General features: G+C 66.5%; 19 protein-coding genes. 5 read left to right on the plus strand and 14 right to left on the minus strand.

Annotated elements, in window-relative coordinates; all coding sequences use genetic code 11:
* Positions 1–45 precede the first annotated feature (45 nt).
* Positions 46–450, plus strand: a complete 405-nt coding sequence (locus tag ACTTAI_RS13920) for a metallopeptidase family protein (protein WP_444452133.1) — start codon at positions 46–48, stop codon at positions 448–450.
* A 45-nt stretch (positions 451–495) separates the two neighbouring features.
* Here ACTTAI_RS13920 and ACTTAI_RS13925 read toward each other — a convergent pair whose 3' ends face one another.
* Together ACTTAI_RS13925 and ACTTAI_RS13930 are read right to left on the minus strand one after the other, a co-directional pair.
* Positions 496–1,485 carry a DUF6976 family protein gene (locus ACTTAI_RS13925; protein WP_444452134.1) on the minus strand — a complete coding sequence of 330 codons (990 nt, stop codon included), beginning with the start codon at positions 1,483–1,485 and terminating at the stop codon, positions 496–498.
* A 13-nt stretch (positions 1,486–1,498) separates the two neighbouring features.
* A complete protein-coding gene (locus ACTTAI_RS13930) occupies positions 1,499–1,708 on the minus strand; it encodes a hypothetical protein (RefSeq protein ID WP_444452135.1) in 210 nt (69 codons plus the stop codon).
* A gap of 141 nt (positions 1,709–1,849) precedes the next feature.
* On the opposite strand from ACTTAI_RS13930, the gene ACTTAI_RS13935 reads away from it, so the two are divergent.
* A complete protein-coding gene (locus ACTTAI_RS13935; protein WP_444452136.1) occupies positions 1,850–2,833 on the plus strand; it encodes a 1-phosphofructokinase family hexose kinase in 984 nt (327 codons plus the stop codon).
* On the opposite strand, the gene ACTTAI_RS13940 is transcribed toward ACTTAI_RS13935, so the two are convergent.
* From ACTTAI_RS13940 to ACTTAI_RS13950, 3 genes are read right to left on the minus strand one after another with little or no spacing between them, the layout of a single operon-like run.
* A complete protein-coding gene (locus tag ACTTAI_RS13940) occupies positions 2,825–3,616 on the minus strand; it encodes a metal ABC transporter permease (RefSeq protein WP_444455774.1) in 792 nt (263 codons plus the stop codon). The genes ACTTAI_RS13935 and ACTTAI_RS13940 overlap by 9 nt on opposite strands.
* Positions 3,609–4,430, minus strand: coding sequence for an ATP-binding cassette domain-containing protein (locus ACTTAI_RS13945; RefSeq protein WP_444452137.1), 822 nt, complete (start codon positions 4,428–4,430; stop codon positions 3,609–3,611). The genes ACTTAI_RS13940 and ACTTAI_RS13945 overlap by 8 nt, the downstream gene beginning before the upstream one ends.
* A gap of 2 nt (positions 4,431–4,432) precedes the next feature.
* The gene (locus ACTTAI_RS13950; RefSeq protein ID WP_444452138.1) at positions 4,433–4,936 is read right to left on the minus strand and encodes a Fur family transcriptional regulator; all 504 of its coding nucleotides are present in this window, start codon (positions 4,934–4,936) and stop codon (positions 4,433–4,435) included.
* Between the two features lie 83 nt (positions 4,937–5,019).
* Between ACTTAI_RS13950 and ACTTAI_RS13955 the strand changes: the two genes are divergently transcribed.
* Genes ACTTAI_RS13955 through ACTTAI_RS13965 form a run of 3 tightly spaced genes read left to right on the plus strand, consistent with a single transcriptional unit; the run spans position 5,020 to position 7,533 of the window.
* Positions 5,020–5,961, plus strand: coding sequence for a zinc ABC transporter substrate-binding protein (locus ACTTAI_RS13955; RefSeq protein WP_444452139.1), 942 nt, complete (start codon positions 5,020–5,022; stop codon positions 5,959–5,961).
* Between the two features lie 53 nt (positions 5,962–6,014).
* The gene (locus ACTTAI_RS13960; RefSeq protein WP_444452140.1) at positions 6,015–7,013 is read left to right on the plus strand and encodes an aldose epimerase family protein; all 999 of its coding nucleotides are present in this window, start codon (positions 6,015–6,017) and stop codon (positions 7,011–7,013) included.
* 10 nt (positions 7,014–7,023) lie between these two features.
* On the plus strand, positions 7,024–7,533 hold the full coding sequence (locus ACTTAI_RS13965) for a GbsR/MarR family transcriptional regulator (RefSeq protein WP_444452141.1): 510 nt from the start codon (positions 7,024–7,026) through the stop codon (positions 7,531–7,533).
* A 6-nt stretch (positions 7,534–7,539) separates the two neighbouring features.
* Here the strand turns inward: ACTTAI_RS13965 and ACTTAI_RS13970 are convergent, their stop codons facing one another.
* The 9 genes from ACTTAI_RS13970 to ihfB form a co-directional block, all read right to left on the minus strand.
* Complete coding sequence (locus ACTTAI_RS13970) at positions 7,540–8,166, minus strand: helix-turn-helix transcriptional regulator (RefSeq protein WP_444452142.1); 627 nt, start codon at positions 8,164–8,166, stop codon at positions 7,540–7,542.
* Positions 8,163–8,582 carry a hypothetical protein gene (locus tag ACTTAI_RS13975; RefSeq protein ID WP_444452143.1) on the minus strand — a complete coding sequence of 140 codons (420 nt, stop codon included), beginning with the start codon at positions 8,580–8,582 and terminating at the stop codon, positions 8,163–8,165. Before ACTTAI_RS13975 ends, ACTTAI_RS13970 begins: the two co-directional genes overlap by 4 nt.
* Before the next feature lie 71 nt (positions 8,583–8,653).
* Positions 8,654–9,334 (minus strand): hypothetical protein, encoded by a 681-nt coding sequence (locus ACTTAI_RS13980; protein ID WP_444452144.1) that lies wholly within the window; start codon positions 9,332–9,334, stop codon positions 8,654–8,656.
* 197 nt (positions 9,335–9,531) lie between these two features.
* Complete coding sequence (locus tag ACTTAI_RS13985) at positions 9,532–10,155, minus strand: helix-turn-helix transcriptional regulator (RefSeq protein WP_444452145.1); 624 nt, start codon at positions 10,153–10,155, stop codon at positions 9,532–9,534.
* Between the two features lie 6 nt (positions 10,156–10,161).
* Positions 10,162–10,686, minus strand: a complete 525-nt coding sequence (locus ACTTAI_RS13990) for a hypothetical protein (RefSeq protein ID WP_444452146.1) — start codon at positions 10,684–10,686, stop codon at positions 10,162–10,164.
* 437 nt (positions 10,687–11,123) lie between these two features.
* On the minus strand, positions 11,124–12,356 hold the full coding sequence (gene trpB, locus ACTTAI_RS13995) for a tryptophan synthase subunit beta (RefSeq protein ID WP_444452147.1): 1,233 nt from the start codon (positions 12,354–12,356) through the stop codon (positions 11,124–11,126).
* A gap of 117 nt (positions 12,357–12,473) precedes the next feature.
* On the minus strand, positions 12,474–13,145 hold the full coding sequence (locus tag ACTTAI_RS14000; protein ID WP_444452148.1) for a phosphoribosylanthranilate isomerase: 672 nt from the start codon (positions 13,143–13,145) through the stop codon (positions 12,474–12,476).
* A 7-nt stretch (positions 13,146–13,152) separates the two neighbouring features.
* The gene (locus ACTTAI_RS14005; RefSeq protein WP_444452149.1) at positions 13,153–13,509 is read right to left on the minus strand and encodes a lipopolysaccharide assembly protein LapA domain-containing protein; all 357 of its coding nucleotides are present in this window, start codon (positions 13,507–13,509) and stop codon (positions 13,153–13,155) included.
* Positions 13,510–13,515: 6 nt separating this feature from the next.
* A complete protein-coding gene (ihfB, locus tag ACTTAI_RS14010) occupies positions 13,516–13,803 on the minus strand; it encodes an integration host factor subunit beta (RefSeq protein ID WP_110805943.1) in 288 nt (95 codons plus the stop codon).
* Between the last annotated feature and the right edge of the window lie 131 nt (positions 13,804–13,934).

The following is a 13,934-nucleotide window of genomic DNA, read 5'->3' on the forward strand; positions in this document are numbered from 1 at the left end:
TGGCAGGGCAAACCCTGCGCCGCCAGGGATGAAGGAGCCGTGAAGATGACCCTCTGGAAAGGCCGCGAGGCGCCGAGCCTTGCCGAAATCGAAGCGATGGCCGAGGCCGCCCGGGCGGCGCTGCCGGTGCGATTCCGCGGCCCGGCGGCCGAGGTGGTGCTGCGGGTCGAGGATTTCGCCCCCGAGGCGGTGCTTGACGAGATGGGGATCGAGGATCCGTTCGAACTGACCGGGCTTTACGAGGGCGTGCCGCTGACGCAGAAATCGGTCTTCGACCCGTCCGGCCCGGATGTGATCTGGCTCTTCCGCCGCCCGATCCTGGATGAATGGGTCGGGCGGGGGGATGTGGCGCTTGATGCACTGGTCGCGCATGTCTTCGTGCACGAGTTGGCGCATCATTTCGGCTGGTCGGATGACGACATCGCCAGCATCGACCGCTGGTGGGAGTGAGCGGGGCCGCCCAAGCGGACTGCCCTGCTGTCATCTTTGCCCTGCTCAGGCGGCGTCGGTAATCTCCATGCGCACGAGTGTCTGGTTGAGCAGGATATAGGCGATTTCGCCGAAGGTGACCGGGCCGGTGAAGCCACCGGTGTGCTGGCCTTCCAGCTCGCCGTAAAGGTAGTTCAGGATGCAGTTGCAGGAATACTGCCCCGCGCCCGTCTCGCCCGCGCCTTGCGCGAAGGCCTGCGCATAGGAGCCGAGCGCATTCGCCATGCGATACTCCACCCCGGCCACGACCGGCGCATAGAACTTTACTTCGCCCGCCGCGACATCAACCGACTGGATCGACACATTGACCAGCGCGCCCGCGTAGTTCGCGACCAGCGGCAGACGGGTGTCGAGGCCGTTTTCGCTGATGTAGCTGGCCAGATCGACCTCGGCCCCGTTCACCGTCGCGGTCTTCGCGGTAAAGCCACCCTCGTGGAAAGTGAAGGTCAGCTTGGCGTCATTGCCCTGCGCAAAGATGTTGAGGATGTCGAGATCGATCGCGACGCCCTCGGGCAGGGCGACATGCAGCAGCACCGCGCCCTCGTCATGGCCCTTGCCGGTGGCGCCGTCGAAGACCTTCGGGGCTTTCTTGCCGATGTCATCGAGATGCACGCCGGTGATCCAGCCCGCGAGCGGCTGATCGAAGAGCCCCGGATAGGTCTGGCCCTCGACCGCGAATTGCGAATGCGCGACCGAGAAGGCCGGGATCATGATCATGGTGATGCCGCCGGACTTGTAGCCTTCGGCGATGCGGGGCAGCTCGTCCACCCACAGATGGCGCGGGCTGGCGCCCGTGGCCTTCGAGATGGTGGTGCAAAAGAGCCGGTCGCGCACGACGGCGCCGCCAGTTTCGGTGACGAAATAGACGGTGGTGCCGCCGATCCACGCCCCGCGCGGCAGTTGCGCCAGAAGCGATTCGTCCCCCGCGATGACCATGACGTCACCCGCTTCAATTCGTTTGGCCGCGTCGGCGACAGTGAGCATTTCATTCTTCATCGGTTCTCTCCGTTCAGAATTTCGCCGCATCGGCCACGGCAAAGGGGTTCTTCGCCACGAAATCGCGCAATTCACCGATCTTGCCTGCCAAGGCGGCAGGTGCCTCCGCCACCTCGCGTCGCAGGCGTGCGATCAGGATGCGCGTCGCCAAAGATGACGCAGACAAATCGGAATTGCTGGTCAAAACCCGCTTCCAGCGCGGGTCGGACAGGTCGGGTATCATGATTCTCCTCCTCAGGATTATGAGATCAGGCCAGCAATGCGTTAAAGTCCGGTTTCCACCCTTCCCCCCTGCGCGCGAACCTGCAATGTTAGCGCCAAAGACCCAGAACCGGCCACGATCCGGCCGCAGGAAAGGCCCGGCATGACTGCCATTTTGACCGTCACCCTGAACCCCACCGTCGATCTTTCGATCCATGCCGATCAGGTCGCCCCCGAACGCAAGCTGCGCTGCACCCGCCCCGAGACCGATCCGGGCGGCGGCGGGCTGAACGTCAGCCGCGCGATTTCGGCGCTTGGCGGGCATTCGACCGCTTTCGTGGCACTTGGCGGGCCGACCGGCGACAAGGTCATGCATCTTCTGGCCGAACAGGGGATCGGCCTTGCCCCCTTCCCAGCCCCGGGCGAGACGCGGCAAAGCCTGACCGTCACCGATGCGGCGACGGGCGAGCAATATCGCTTCGTCATGCCCGGGCCGACCTGGTCGACAAGCGACGTGACGAAGGTGCTCGACCGGATCGCGAAAGCGGCGCCCGAAAACGGCATCGTCGTGCTTTCGGGCAGCCAGCCGCCGGGCGTGCCCGACGATTTCCCGGCACGGCTGGCGACGAAAATCTCGCGCACCCGGGCGCGGTTCTTTCTCGATACCTCGGGCAAGGCGCTGCACCAGCTGCTGACCGCCGGGGCGAAGCCGGTCGACGTGCTGCGCATGGATGATCTTGAAGCCGAGGATCTGGCGGGCCGCGCCCTGCCGACCCGCGTCGACAGCGCCGATTTCGCGCAGGAACTGGTGAAACGCGGCATCGCCCGCGCCGTCGTCGTCGCGCGCGGCGCCGATGGCAACGTGCTCGCGACCGAGACCGAACGCTGGGTGGCACAGGCGGTGCCGGACAAGGTGGTGTCGAAAGTCGGCGCGGGCGACAGTTTCGTGGCCGCCTTCACGCTCAGCCTTGGCCGCGGGCTGGCCCTGCCCGAGGCGCTGCGCTGGGGCGCGGCGGCGGCGGCGGCGGCGGTGATGACGCCGGCCACCGACCTTTGCACGCTCGCCGATGTGAAACGGCTGCTGCGCGCGTCAACGCTCGAAAAAGATCTGAGGGGATGGGGGGCACGCCCCCCCTTTTCAACCTAGGCCTTGCGCCGCAAGACGAGGGGACAGCGCAAAGATCGCCGCTGCCACCGCCACGATCGACGGGCCTGCGGGCGTGTCCCAGGTGAGCGAGGCCTGCAACCCGCCCAGCACCGCCAAGGCACCGATCGCGGTGGCGCCCAGCGCCATCGTCTCGGGGCCGCGGGCCAGTTGCCGGGCCGCCGCGGCGGGCACGATCAGCAGCGCCGCGATCAGAAGCGCGCCGACAATCTTGATCGCCACCGCCACCGTCAGCGCCAGCGCCACCGTCAGCACCAGCCGCTCGGCCCGCGGGTTCAGGCCCGAGGCCTGCGCCAGTTCCTCGTTCACGGTCGCGGTCAAAAGCCCCTGCCAGCGCCAGATCAGCACGGCCGCCACCACCCCCGCGCCGCCCCAGATCACGGCAAGATCGGCACGGCTGACCGCCAGAATGTCGCCAAAGAGAAAGGCCGAGAGATCGACCCTGAGCCCCGAAAAGAACGAGGCCGCAACCAGACCGAAGGCCAGCGCCGAATGGGCGAGCACACCCAGAACCGTATCCATCGCATGGCCGCGGCCCGAGAGGCTCGCCACCGTCAGCGCCATGGCGAGCGCCACCGTGAGCGTGCCAAGATAGACCGAGACGCCAAAGCCATAGGCCAGCGCGACGCCAAGGATCGCCGCATGCGCCGTGGCATCGCCGAAATAGGCCATCCGGCGCCAGATCACGAATGACCCCAAAGGCCCGGTGGCCAGTGTCAGCCCCACGCCCCCCAGAGCGGCGCGGATCAGGAAATCGTCAAGCATCGTGGCGGCACTCCGGTCCATGCACATGCGCGTGCGTGCCATGCGGATGCGCCCCGTGCGGATGCGCCCGGTGCGGCGCGGCGGGATCGTGACCGTGGCCCTCGTCGCCCTCGTGGTCATGGTCGTGGATATGACGGTAAAGCGCGAAGGCCCCGCCGGTGCCCAGCCCGAAAAGCGCGCGATATTCCGGCGCGGCGGACACCACCTTGGGCGTGCCCTCGCAGCAGACATGACCATTGAGGCAGACCACCCGATCCGAAGCCGCCATCACCACATGCAGATCGTGGCTGACCATCAGCACTGCGGCGCCGGTCTCGGCCCGGACCTCGTCGATCAGGCGGTAAAAGGCGGCGGTACCGGGTTGATCAAGCCCCTGCGTCGGCTCGTCAAGGATCAGCACCTGCGGAGCGCCCAAGAGCGCGCGTGCCAGCAGAACGCGCTGGAACTGCCCGCCCGACAGCCGGGCCAGCGGGCGCGCCCCCAGACCCGGAACGCCGACGCGGGCCAGCGCCGCCTCGGCCTGCGCATCGCTGACGCGCTTGGGCAGCGACAGGAACCGGCGCACAGTCATCGGCAGACCGGCATCGATGTGAAGCTTCTGCGGCACGTAGCCGATGCGCAGGCCCGTCGCGCGGGTCACCTGGCCCGTCGCGGCGGGCTCAAGCCCGATCAGCGCCCGAATGAGCGTCGATTTCCCCGAGCCATTCGGCCCGACGACTGTGACGATCTCGCCCGGGGCAAGGGTGAAATCCACCCCCGCCAGCACCACCGCCTCGCCATGCCGCACCGACAGATTTTCAGCCGTAATCAGCATGTTCAAGCTCGACCTTCAGCGCGCGCCCGGCAGGCGGGGCACAGGCCCACCGCCTCGAAACTGGCGCGCTCGATGGCAAAGCCAAGCGCCCCCGCGACCTCGTCCAGAGCCGAGCGCACCGGCGCGGCCGCCGCCTCGGCCACGGCATCGCAGTCGCGGCAGATCAGGAAGACCGGCGCATGGACCTCGCCCGGATGCATGCAGGCGGCAAAGGCATTCAGCCCCTGCACCCGATGCGCCAGCCCCGCCTCGACCAAAAATTCCAGCGCGCGATAGGCCACGGGCGGCTGATTGCCGAAGCCCTCGGCCGAGAGCCGGTCGAGCACCTCATAGGCCCCCATCGCCCGATGCGCCTCGAGCAGGATCTGCAGCACCCGCTTGCGCACCGGAGTAAAGCGCAGCCCGCGCCGCGCGGTTTCCGCCTCGGCCCGCGCCAGCGTATCTCCCGCACAATGCGCATGGTCATGATGCGCAAAGGCGCAGCCCGGATCTTTCTCGCCGCCCATGTTACTCTATCACATTTTGCTTGACTTGTTATCTCATAACATAGAGAACCACCTCCCGACCCGCAAGCCTTGCCGAGGACATGATGAAGACACCCGCTATTGCCGCCCTGCTGCTGCTCCCCCTGCCCGCCCTGGCCGAGGTGCCGACGGTGGTGACCGACATTCCGCCGGTGCAATCTCTGGCGGCGATGGTGATGGGCGATCTGGGCAGCCCCTCGGTCCTGCTCGAACAGGGCGGGAATGCGCATTCCTATCAGCTCAAGCCCAGTCAGGCGGCGGCGCTACAAGACGCCGATCTGGTGCTTTGGGTCGGCCCCGAGATGACGCCCTGGCTCGATCGCGCGATCGACGGGCTGCAGGACCGCGGCACGGCGGTGACGCTGCTTGATGCGCCCGGAACGCTGCTGCAGGACTTTGGCGGCAAGCCGCATGTCGGCGGGCATGGGCATGATCATGCGCATGACGACCACGATGAAGGCGAAGGCGAGGAGCACCACCACCACGAGGGCCTTGACCCCCATGCCTGGCTCGCGCCCGCGAATGCCGAAACCTGGCTCACGCTGATCGGCGCGGAACTGGCGCGGCGCGACCCCGAACATGCCACCACTTACATCACCAACGCGGCGCAGGCGCGGATGCGGATCGCGATGCTCGATGCGAAGCTGATGGCAGATCTGGCGCCGCTGAAGGGCCGCCCCTTCGTCACCTTCCACGATGCCTATGGCTATTTTACTGCCCATTACGGGCTGAGCGCGGCCGGTGCCGTGTCGATGGGCGATGCCGCCGATCCGGGTGCCGCGCATCTGGCTGAGCTGCGGGACGGGCTCGCCGCCAAATCGATCGTCTGCGCCTTTCCCGAGGCGAACCACGATCCGAAACAGATCGACATCCTGCTGGAGGGCACCGGGGTGAGCCGCGGCGCGCCGCTCGATCCCGAGGGGTCGACCCTGACCTATGGGCCTGCGCTTTACGAAGATGTGCTGGCGGGACTTGCCCAAGCGATGCACGACTGTCTGGCACCGTAATCCCTTGTTCTTTTGGGCCTTCCGTGCTGGAGTATCGCCACGCGGGAGGCCCCATGACATCGACGATCCGCCGTTTCGGCACCACTTCCCTTGGCCAGACGGTCGAGGCGATCACGCTGCGCGCGGGCGAAGTAACCGCCCGCGTTCTGACCCTTGGCGCGACGCTGCAGGATCTGCGGCTGGCGGGCACGCCCTGGCCGCTGGTGCTGGGCTCGGACCTGCTTGGCGCCTATGAGCAGCGCCTGCATTGGTGCGGCGCGGTCGTCGGGCCGGTGGCGAACCGGCTGTTCCGGGCGCAGGTGACGCTTGAGGGCCAGCTGTGGCAGGCAGAGCCGAATGACGGCGCAAACCTGCTGCATTCGGGGGCCGAGGGGATCTCGCAGCAGGTCTGGACGATCGAAGACGCTTCCGAGGCGGCGGTGACCCTGCGCCTCGATCTGCCGCATGGCGCGGCGGCGCTGCCCGGCAATCGGGTGATCCGCGCCCTGTTTGCGCTCTCGCCTCCGGCGACGCTCGAGATCACGCTCTCGGCCGAGACCGATGCGCTGACGCTGATGAACCTCGCCCATCACCCCTATTGGAACCTTGACGGCACCGCGACGACGGCGGGGCATCGGCTGCAGGTGATGGCCGATCATGTCCTGCCGACCGATGCCGAGAACCTGCCGCTGCCGCCGGTGCCGGTTGTGCAACTTGACCTTGATCTGCGCAGCCCGCGCGCGCTGCCGGATCTGCCGCCCGTCGATCACAACTTCTGCCTGAGCGGCAGCGGGCTGCGCCCGGCGGCGCGGCTCACCGGCGCGAAAGGCGTGACACTCGATCTGCACACCGACGCGCCGGGGGTGCAGGTCTATGATGGCCGGGCGCTCAATTCCGGCCCCTTCCCCGGGCTGATGGGCGCACCTTACGCCGCCCATGCGGGCGTGGCGCTCGAGCCGCAGCTTTGGCCCGATGCACCCCGGCATGCGGATTTCCCGTCGATCCTGCTTGCGCCCGCAACCCCTTGGCGCCAACGTAGTCTTGTGCATCTGACGCGCGCGCCCGCAGAATGAACGAGGCCCCATGACCGCACCCGTCCCTTCGGAGCTGACGCAGCTCTTTGCCGATCTGGCCACCGCCTTCGGCCTGAGTCGCGCCGCCGGGCAATGCCTCGCCGCGATCTGGCGCGCGACCGACACCCCCTCGGCCGAGGATCTGGCAACGGGGCTGGGCCTCTCGCGCTCGAATGTCTCGGTGGCGCTGAAGGAATTGCGGCAGGCGGGGCTGGTTCAGGTCAGTCGCAAGCCCGGGCTGCGGCGCGACTTCTTTGTCGCCGATCCGAACCCCTGGGCGCTTCTGCGCGCGGGTCTGGCGGAACGGCACCGGCGCGAAATCGCGCCCTTGGTCGATAGGCTGACGACGCTCGCCAATGCCGAAGACGACGCCCGGATGCAGGATCTGGCCGAGACGGCCGGGGCGGCCTCGCAGTGGTTTTCCAAGCTGATCCGACGCGATCCGGCCGAGCTCATGCAGGTGATGGGCGCCGACCGGATCGAGAAAAAAGCGAAGAAAAAGCACAATCGCGAGAAATGAACCGGCTCAGCCCCGTTCGCGCAACCGCGCGACGCGGTCGGCAAAGGGGATCGCCGGCTCGGCCGGGTTGCGGCGCTCGGGCTCTGGCAGGCCGATCAGCAGTTCCTCGATGAACACCGACAGAAGCTGTGCGCGCCCCATCACATCGGCCTTGCGATAGATCGCCGCCGTCTGCGCCTTGACCGTGCCTTCCGAAGTCTTGCGCAGCCCGGCAATCTCGCCCGTGGTGAAGCCCTTGATCACGAACAGCGCCACGTCGCGTTCGGCCGCGGTCAGGCCCCATTCGGTGAAGCGCTCCTGCAGCAACGCCCCGAAATCACCCGCAACGCGGCGCAGCCGAGCCTCGGCCAGATGACGCGAGCGCACCGCATCGGCCAACAACCAGGCCGCAAGCCCAAGTCCGCCCAACAGACCGCAGGCGGCGCCGAGTTCCAGCATCTCGCGCACCGACCAGCTGATCGGGGTCGAGCGGAAATCAAAAAGCGACGACAGCATGTCGACCAGAAAGACGGCGGCACAGACGAGCTGGAACAGGAACAGGGCCAGCGTCCAGATCCAGCGGAGGCGAACCCGCGCAGGCAACCGCGCCGCAGCAAGATTCGGGTCGGCGCTCGGGCCGAAACCGGGGCTCATTCCCCCGCTCCGGTTGTCGATGTGCCGTCCAGACCGGACAGATCCGAGGTGCCAACCGAGGCACCGGCATCAACCGCAGCCGAGGTGCCGACATCGGGCGGGCTGGTCAGGCCGCTGTCCACCGACACCGAGCCAGAGGACGTTGTCCGATCCGATCCGGCATAGCGGCTGTCGCTGTCGGCGGCATCCGTATAGTCGCGCAAGATCTCGCCCGTTTTCGGATTCAAAACTATTTCCCTATGCAGATTAGGAGCTTGCGCCTCAATCTTCACGCGCCCCAGAAAGGTGCGGCTGACGTTGATCTGGCTGAAACCCTGGGCGCGCAGCTGCGCCACGATGTCATCCGCCTCGACCGCAAAAGCCGGCAGCGGCACCAGCAAGATCACGATCAGCATGAAGGATCGGATGCGTCCCATATTTCCCTCCTGCCCCGATCGGGGCTTCGTCGACAGGGGGCCGCACTGGCCCCCTGCGCAGTGTGACAGGATCATTTGCAGTTGCCACGGTCGAAGAACGACTTGCAGCCCTCGCGGCCCCAATCGGCGGCGGCGCCATTACGATGGACCTGAGCCTCGTCCCCCGAGATTGGCCCCGAAGCAACGCCGGTCGTGGTCATGTCCACCTGCGCCCCGCCGGTCATCGTCTGCACCTCGCCCAGCTCCGGATCGACCAGATCGCCCGGCATCGGATCATCGACAACGACATCGGGCGCCGAGGGCTCGTCGACCGGGGTGTCGCTCGGCGCGTCGATCGGGTCATCGATCGAGATCACACCGTCATCAGGAGAGGATCCGTTATCGGGGGGCGCATTGTCGGCGTCGCCCGAACCATCGTCCGAACCGCCATCGCTGCCATCTTCGGAGCCGTCGCCGGTGCCGCCAGCGTCGCCCGAGCCGTCATCGGTCGCCCCGTCGTCGCCATTGCCACCGTCGTCGGTCCCATCAGCGTCTGCCCCGCCATCCGCGCCATCATCCGACCCGCCAGCAGATCCGTCATCGTTCGCATCGCTGGCATCGGCAAGACGCAACAGTCCATCGCTCTCTTGCACCGCGGTCGCACGGGCGGGTTCGGACCAGATCGACACGTCAAGCGTCCGGGCCTCGGCCCGCGCCCCGAGCGCGACCAGCGCAAGGCCGATCGCAACGCTCGTCAGGTAGTCTCTGCGCATGAAACTCTCCGCTTCCATGGGTTGGTATCCGCCCGAACTCCGGCACGCGCCGCCGGGCGCCGAAAGGAGAGACCCAACCAAAGCAGGATAGCCATTTGCCTGCGGTTTATCCCCCTAAACTTCATGCGAAGCGGGGGTATAAACCACAGTTTAGGCAGAAACAGCGGGAAATGCTTGCGAAAACGGGGCGGCTCGGCTCAGCGGCCGCCCTGCACCGCCCGTTTCGGACTTTGCACCTCTGCGGTGCGAACCTCGGTAAAGCGGCTCGTCGGCTCGTCCATCAGATCCTCGATGAAGATCGACACCAGCTGGCTGCGCGTCGACACTCCGGCCTTGCGGTAGATCGAGGCCGTCTGCGCCTTGACCGTGCCTTCCGAAGTGGAGCGCAACCCGGCAATCTCGGCCAGCGTCAGGCCCTTGATCGCGAAAAGCGCCACTTCGCGTTCGGCGGCCGTCAGACGCCATTCGGCAAAGCGTTCGGACAGAAGCTCGGCAAAGGCGGTCGAGGCCCGACGCAGCTTTTCCGTCGCCACATGTGCCTCGTGCCGGGCCGACAATAGCGCCTGAGCCCCAAAGCCAAGGCCAAGCACCAGCCCAAGCGCCGCAGCGATTTCCAGCGCCTCGCGCAGTTTCCAGTTGATCGGCGTGACCTCGATTCCAAGCACCGAAAACACGATATCGGACACGAAGAACAGCGCCGCCACCGCCTGCACAAGGAAGAGCGGAACAAGCGCGACGCGCAGTGTCAGCCACCGCGGGCGCAGCAATCTTGCGGGAGAGGCGGGCGCGCTCGGCTTGTCGGTCGGATCGATCAGGGCCATGCTGGATCAGTTCCTGCCTGCATCGGGACCACCGCGGCCGCCGCCTGGCCCCCCGCCCCCCCCCGGTCCACCCGGATGATCATGCCCGCCGTGACCACCCGGATGGTCACGCCCGCCGGGACCGCCCGGATGATCACGCCCGCCGGGACCGCCCGGATGATCACGCCCGCCGGGACCGCCCGGATGATCACGCCCGTCGGGACCGCCGGGCGGCTCGCGCCCCGGAGATCCGGGGACGCCCTCCGAAACACGGGCCGGGGCGTTCCAGTCGGGCGGAGTCGGGCGGCTGAAGTCGCGCAAAACCTCGCCATTGCGGGGATCGATCACAACCTCGCGCGAGCCCGGGGCCCCCTCACCGACGATCCGCACCCGGCGCAGCCAGGTGGTCGAAACATCAATCGAGTTGTAGCCTTCGGCTTTCATCTGCGCCACGACCTCGTCCTGTGTCTCGGCAAGGCTGGCCGAAGCGGAGCAGACGAGGGCCCCAAGGGCCAGCGGGACAAAGCGGGCAAGACGGCGGGGAGATCGCATGATCCTACTCCGGAAAAAGCGCCCCCGACCCTTCACACGGATCAGGGGCGCGCAAAGTGACGCCTTGGCGCTGGCGCCGACAGCGTAGCAGTATAACGGTCCGATTTTCTCGACAACGGGCCAGATCGCATCGTGAGTGGCGGCTCGGTCCGGGGCCGCGTTCGAGGTCAGTCCGAAGCGGCCATCCGGCACGGGCGAGACGCCCGACACCGGAAGGCCTGCCACGTCTGGGGAACGTGACAGGGAAGAAATCACCCGTCGAAGCGCGAAAAACAATTGAGCGAAAGACATAAACCGTATCGAATTTGCCTGTCTTTTCACGCATAAACTTTGGTGTATGTGCAATTCCAGACGAGTTTTGGTCTGAAACGACAAGGCGGCGCCCTTCCCGGCGCCGCCCCATTCGGTCTTGCGGCAAGTCCTGCCGCGGCGACGGGTCAGACCTTCATCGTCACGCCAAGGTGCTTGGCCACAGTGAAGATGTCCTTGTCGCCGCGCCCCGAAAGGTTGACCACGATGATGTGGTCCTTCGGCAGGGTCGGCGCGATCTTCATCACATGGGCGAGCGCATGGCTGCTTTCCAAGGCCGGAATAATCCCCTCGGTGCGGCAGCAGAACTGGAAGGCGTCGAGCGCCTCCATGTCGGTGATCGACACATATTCCGCGCGCTTGATGTCATGGAGCCAGCTGTGCTCCGGCCCGATCCCCGGGTAATCAAGCCCGGCCGAGATCGAATGACCTTCGAGAATCTGCCCGTCTTCGTCCTGCAGCAGGTAGGTGCGGTTGCCATGCAGCACGCCCGGCCGCCCGCCGGTGAGCGAGGCGCAATGCTGCATCCGGTCGTCAACGCCAAGGCCCCCGGCCTCGACCCCGATGATGCGCACCGAAGCGTCGTCCAGGAACGGATGGAAAAGCCCCATCGCATTCGAGCCACCGCCCACGGCCGCAATGATCGTGTCGGGCAGACGGCCCTCGCCTTCCTGCTCTTCCAGCTGCCAGCGGGTTTCCTTGCCGATGATCGACTGGAAGTCGCGCACCATCGCCGGATAGGGCGCAGGGCCAGCCACCGTGCCGATGCAGTAGAAGGTGTCGCGCACATTGGTCACCCAATCGCGCAGCGCGTCGTTCATCGCGTCCTTCAGCGTGCCGCGCCCCGAGGTGACCGGCACAACTTCAGCGCCGAGCAACTTCATCCGGAACACGTTCGGCGCCTGCCGTTCAACGTCGGTGGCGCCCATGTAAACAATGCATTGCAGCCCGAACTTCGCGCAGACGGTGGCCGTGGCGACGCCATGCTGGCCCGCGCCGGTCTCTGCGATGATCCGGGTCTTGCCCATGCGCCGGGCGAGCAGGATCTGCCCCAGCACGTTGTTGATCTTGTGCGCGCCGGTGTGGTTCAGCTCCTCGCGCTTGAGGTAGACCTTCGCCCCTCCCAGCTCCTCGGTCATCCGCGGCGCGAAATAGAGCGGCGAAGGACGGCCGACGTAATGCTTCCAGAGCGCGTCCATCTCGGCCCAGAAGCTCGGGTCGGTCTTGGCATGCTCATACTGCGCCTCAAGCTCGAGGATCAGCGGCATCAGCGTCTCGGACACGAAGCGCCCGCCGTGAATGCCGAACCGGCCATTGTCATCCGGAGCCGTCCTGAAACTGTTGAGCCGATCTTCCGCCATCGCCATCCCCTTTGTCCGTCGCGCGCCCCCAGCAGATAGCGCGCCCCCCCCTCGGGGTAAAGTTCCTGTTTTTTCTTGGCACAAATACGCTCGGGGCGTGGGGGTGAAGCCCCCACCCTACCCCTGCGCCGCCGCGATAAAGGCGGCAATCCGGGCCGCCTCCTTGACGCCGGGCGCAGCTTCCACCCCCGAAGACACATCGACCTGACGCGCCCCTGTCAGCCGCACCGCCTCGGCCACGTTCTCGGGCGTCAGCCCACCGGCCAGCATCCAAGGCCGGTGCCACACCCGCCCGGCAATCAGCCGCCAGTCGAAGGCAAGCCCGTTGCCGCCCGGCAGCACCGCGCCCTTCGGCGCCTTCGCATCGACAAGGATCTGATCGGCCACGGCTTCATAGTCCGCAATCGCCGCCAGATCCGAGGCCTCGGCCACGCCCACGGCCTTCATCACCGGCAGGCCGAAGCGGGCCTTCACCTCGGCAACACGGGCCGGGCTTTCGCGCCCATGAAGTTGCAGCAGATCGAGCGGCACCGCATCGGTGATCGCCTGCAAGGTCGCATCGTCGGCATCGACGACCAGCGCCACCTTGGCCAGCCCGACCGGCGCCAGCAGCGCCAATTCGCGGGCCTGAACGATGTCCAGATGCCTTGGCGAACGCGGAAAAAAGACAAGGCCGATGTAGCCTGCCCCCGCTTGCGCGGCAGCCTCCACATCGGCCGGTGTCTTCAGCCCGCAGATCTTGCAGCGCACCCCGCCGGGGCGACCGCGATTGACGGCGACAGTGACCACGACGCCCTCAGGCGCGGGGCTTGTCGAGCAGCGCCAGGACCTCGTCCTTCGGGCCCTGCGTCTTTTCCTTCAGACGACCCAACTCGCGCTCCAGCGTCGCTGCCTGCTTGGTCGCCTTGCGGGCGGTCTTGCGGAAGCGATGCTCGCGCAGATATTCCCACACGAAGCCTACCGCCAGCCCCAGCACCATGCCGCCGAAGAAGACGAAGAACAGCGGCACCTTCACGGCCAGATTGAAGCCGACGAAGGCCTCGACCTCGGCGGTGAGCAGGCTCAGCGTCACCACCTCGCGGTTGGACATCGCCAGCGTCACCAGAATGACGATCAGGCAGAGCAGGAATAGGTAGCGGATCGCGCGGAACATCGGGTCTTACTCCTCTACCCCGTTCAGCCGGTCACGCAGAAGCTTGCCGGTCTTGAAAAAGGGCACGTGTTTTTCATCGACCGCGACCGATGTGCCGGTGCGCGGGTTGCGACCGGTTCTAGCGTCCCGTTTCTTCACCGAAAAGGCGCCAAAGCCGCGCAGCTCGACCCGATCACCGCGGGCCATCGCCTCGATGATCTCGTCGAAGATCGTGTTCACGATCTTCTCAACGTCACGCTGAAACAGATGCGGATTCTCTTCGGCGATCTTGGCGATCAATTCAGAGCGGATCATGCGTCATCTCCCCCGACATCCGGCTCGACCCGGACTGGTTCTTGCACCGACTATAGGGGGAAATCTTCACGACACAAACAGCAATGGCTTGGAAAGGCGGGAAATTATCGCTTGCCGTCACGGTTTCGCGA

Source organism: Rhodobacter capsulatus (assembly GCF_052363175.1).
Classification (GTDB): Bacteria; Pseudomonadota; Alphaproteobacteria; order Rhodobacterales; family Rhodobacteraceae; genus Rhodobacter; species Rhodobacter capsulatus_D.

Bases quoted from the DNA above. Each gene is read 5' to 3' on its own strand.
- ACTTAI_RS13920 (WP_444452133.1), top strand. From the start codon at position 46: ATGACCCTCTGGAAAGGCCGCGAGGCGCCGAGCCTTGCCGAAATCGAA.
- ACTTAI_RS13925 (WP_444452134.1), bottom strand. From the start codon at position 1,485: ATGAAGAATGAAATGCTCACTGTCGCCGACGCGGCCAAACGAATTGAA.
- ACTTAI_RS13930 (WP_444452135.1), bottom strand. From the start codon at position 1,708: ATGATACCCGACCTGTCCGACCCGCGCTGGAAGCGGGTTTTGACCAGC.
- ACTTAI_RS13935 (WP_444452136.1), top strand. From the start codon at position 1,850: ATGACTGCCATTTTGACCGTCACCCTGAACCCCACCGTCGATCTTTCG.
- ACTTAI_RS13940 (WP_444455774.1), bottom strand. From the start codon at position 3,616: ATGCTTGACGATTTCCTGATCCGCGCCGCTCTGGGGGGCGTGGGGCTG.
- ACTTAI_RS13945 (WP_444452137.1), bottom strand. From the start codon at position 4,430: ATGCTGATTACGGCTGAAAATCTGTCGGTGCGGCATGGCGAGGCGGTG.
- ACTTAI_RS13950 (WP_444452138.1), bottom strand. From the start codon at position 4,936: ATGGGCGGCGAGAAAGATCCGGGCTGCGCCTTTGCGCATCATGACCAT.
- ACTTAI_RS13955 (WP_444452139.1), top strand. From the start codon at position 5,020: ATGAAGACACCCGCTATTGCCGCCCTGCTGCTGCTCCCCCTGCCCGCC.
- ACTTAI_RS13960 (WP_444452140.1), top strand. From the start codon at position 6,015: ATGACATCGACGATCCGCCGTTTCGGCACCACTTCCCTTGGCCAGACG.
- ACTTAI_RS13965 (WP_444452141.1), top strand. From the start codon at position 7,024: ATGACCGCACCCGTCCCTTCGGAGCTGACGCAGCTCTTTGCCGATCTG.
- ACTTAI_RS13970 (WP_444452142.1), bottom strand. From the start codon at position 8,166: ATGAGCCCCGGTTTCGGCCCGAGCGCCGACCCGAATCTTGCTGCGGCG.
- ACTTAI_RS13975 (WP_444452143.1), bottom strand. From the start codon at position 8,582: ATGGGACGCATCCGATCCTTCATGCTGATCGTGATCTTGCTGGTGCCG.
- ACTTAI_RS13980 (WP_444452144.1), bottom strand. From the start codon at position 9,334: ATGCGCAGAGACTACCTGACGAGCGTTGCGATCGGCCTTGCGCTGGTC.
- ACTTAI_RS13985 (WP_444452145.1), bottom strand. From the start codon at position 10,155: ATGGCCCTGATCGATCCGACCGACAAGCCGAGCGCGCCCGCCTCTCCC.
- ACTTAI_RS13990 (WP_444452146.1), bottom strand. From the start codon at position 10,686: ATGCGATCTCCCCGCCGTCTTGCCCGCTTTGTCCCGCTGGCCCTTGGG.
- trpB (WP_444452147.1), bottom strand. From the start codon at position 12,356: ATGGCGGAAGATCGGCTCAACAGTTTCAGGACGGCTCCGGATGACAAT.
- ACTTAI_RS14005 (WP_444452149.1), bottom strand. From the start codon at position 13,509: ATGTTCCGCGCGATCCGCTACCTATTCCTGCTCTGCCTGATCGTCATT.
- ihfB (WP_110805943.1), bottom strand. From the start codon at position 13,803: ATGATCCGCTCTGAATTGATCGCCAAGATCGCCGAAGAGAATCCGCAT.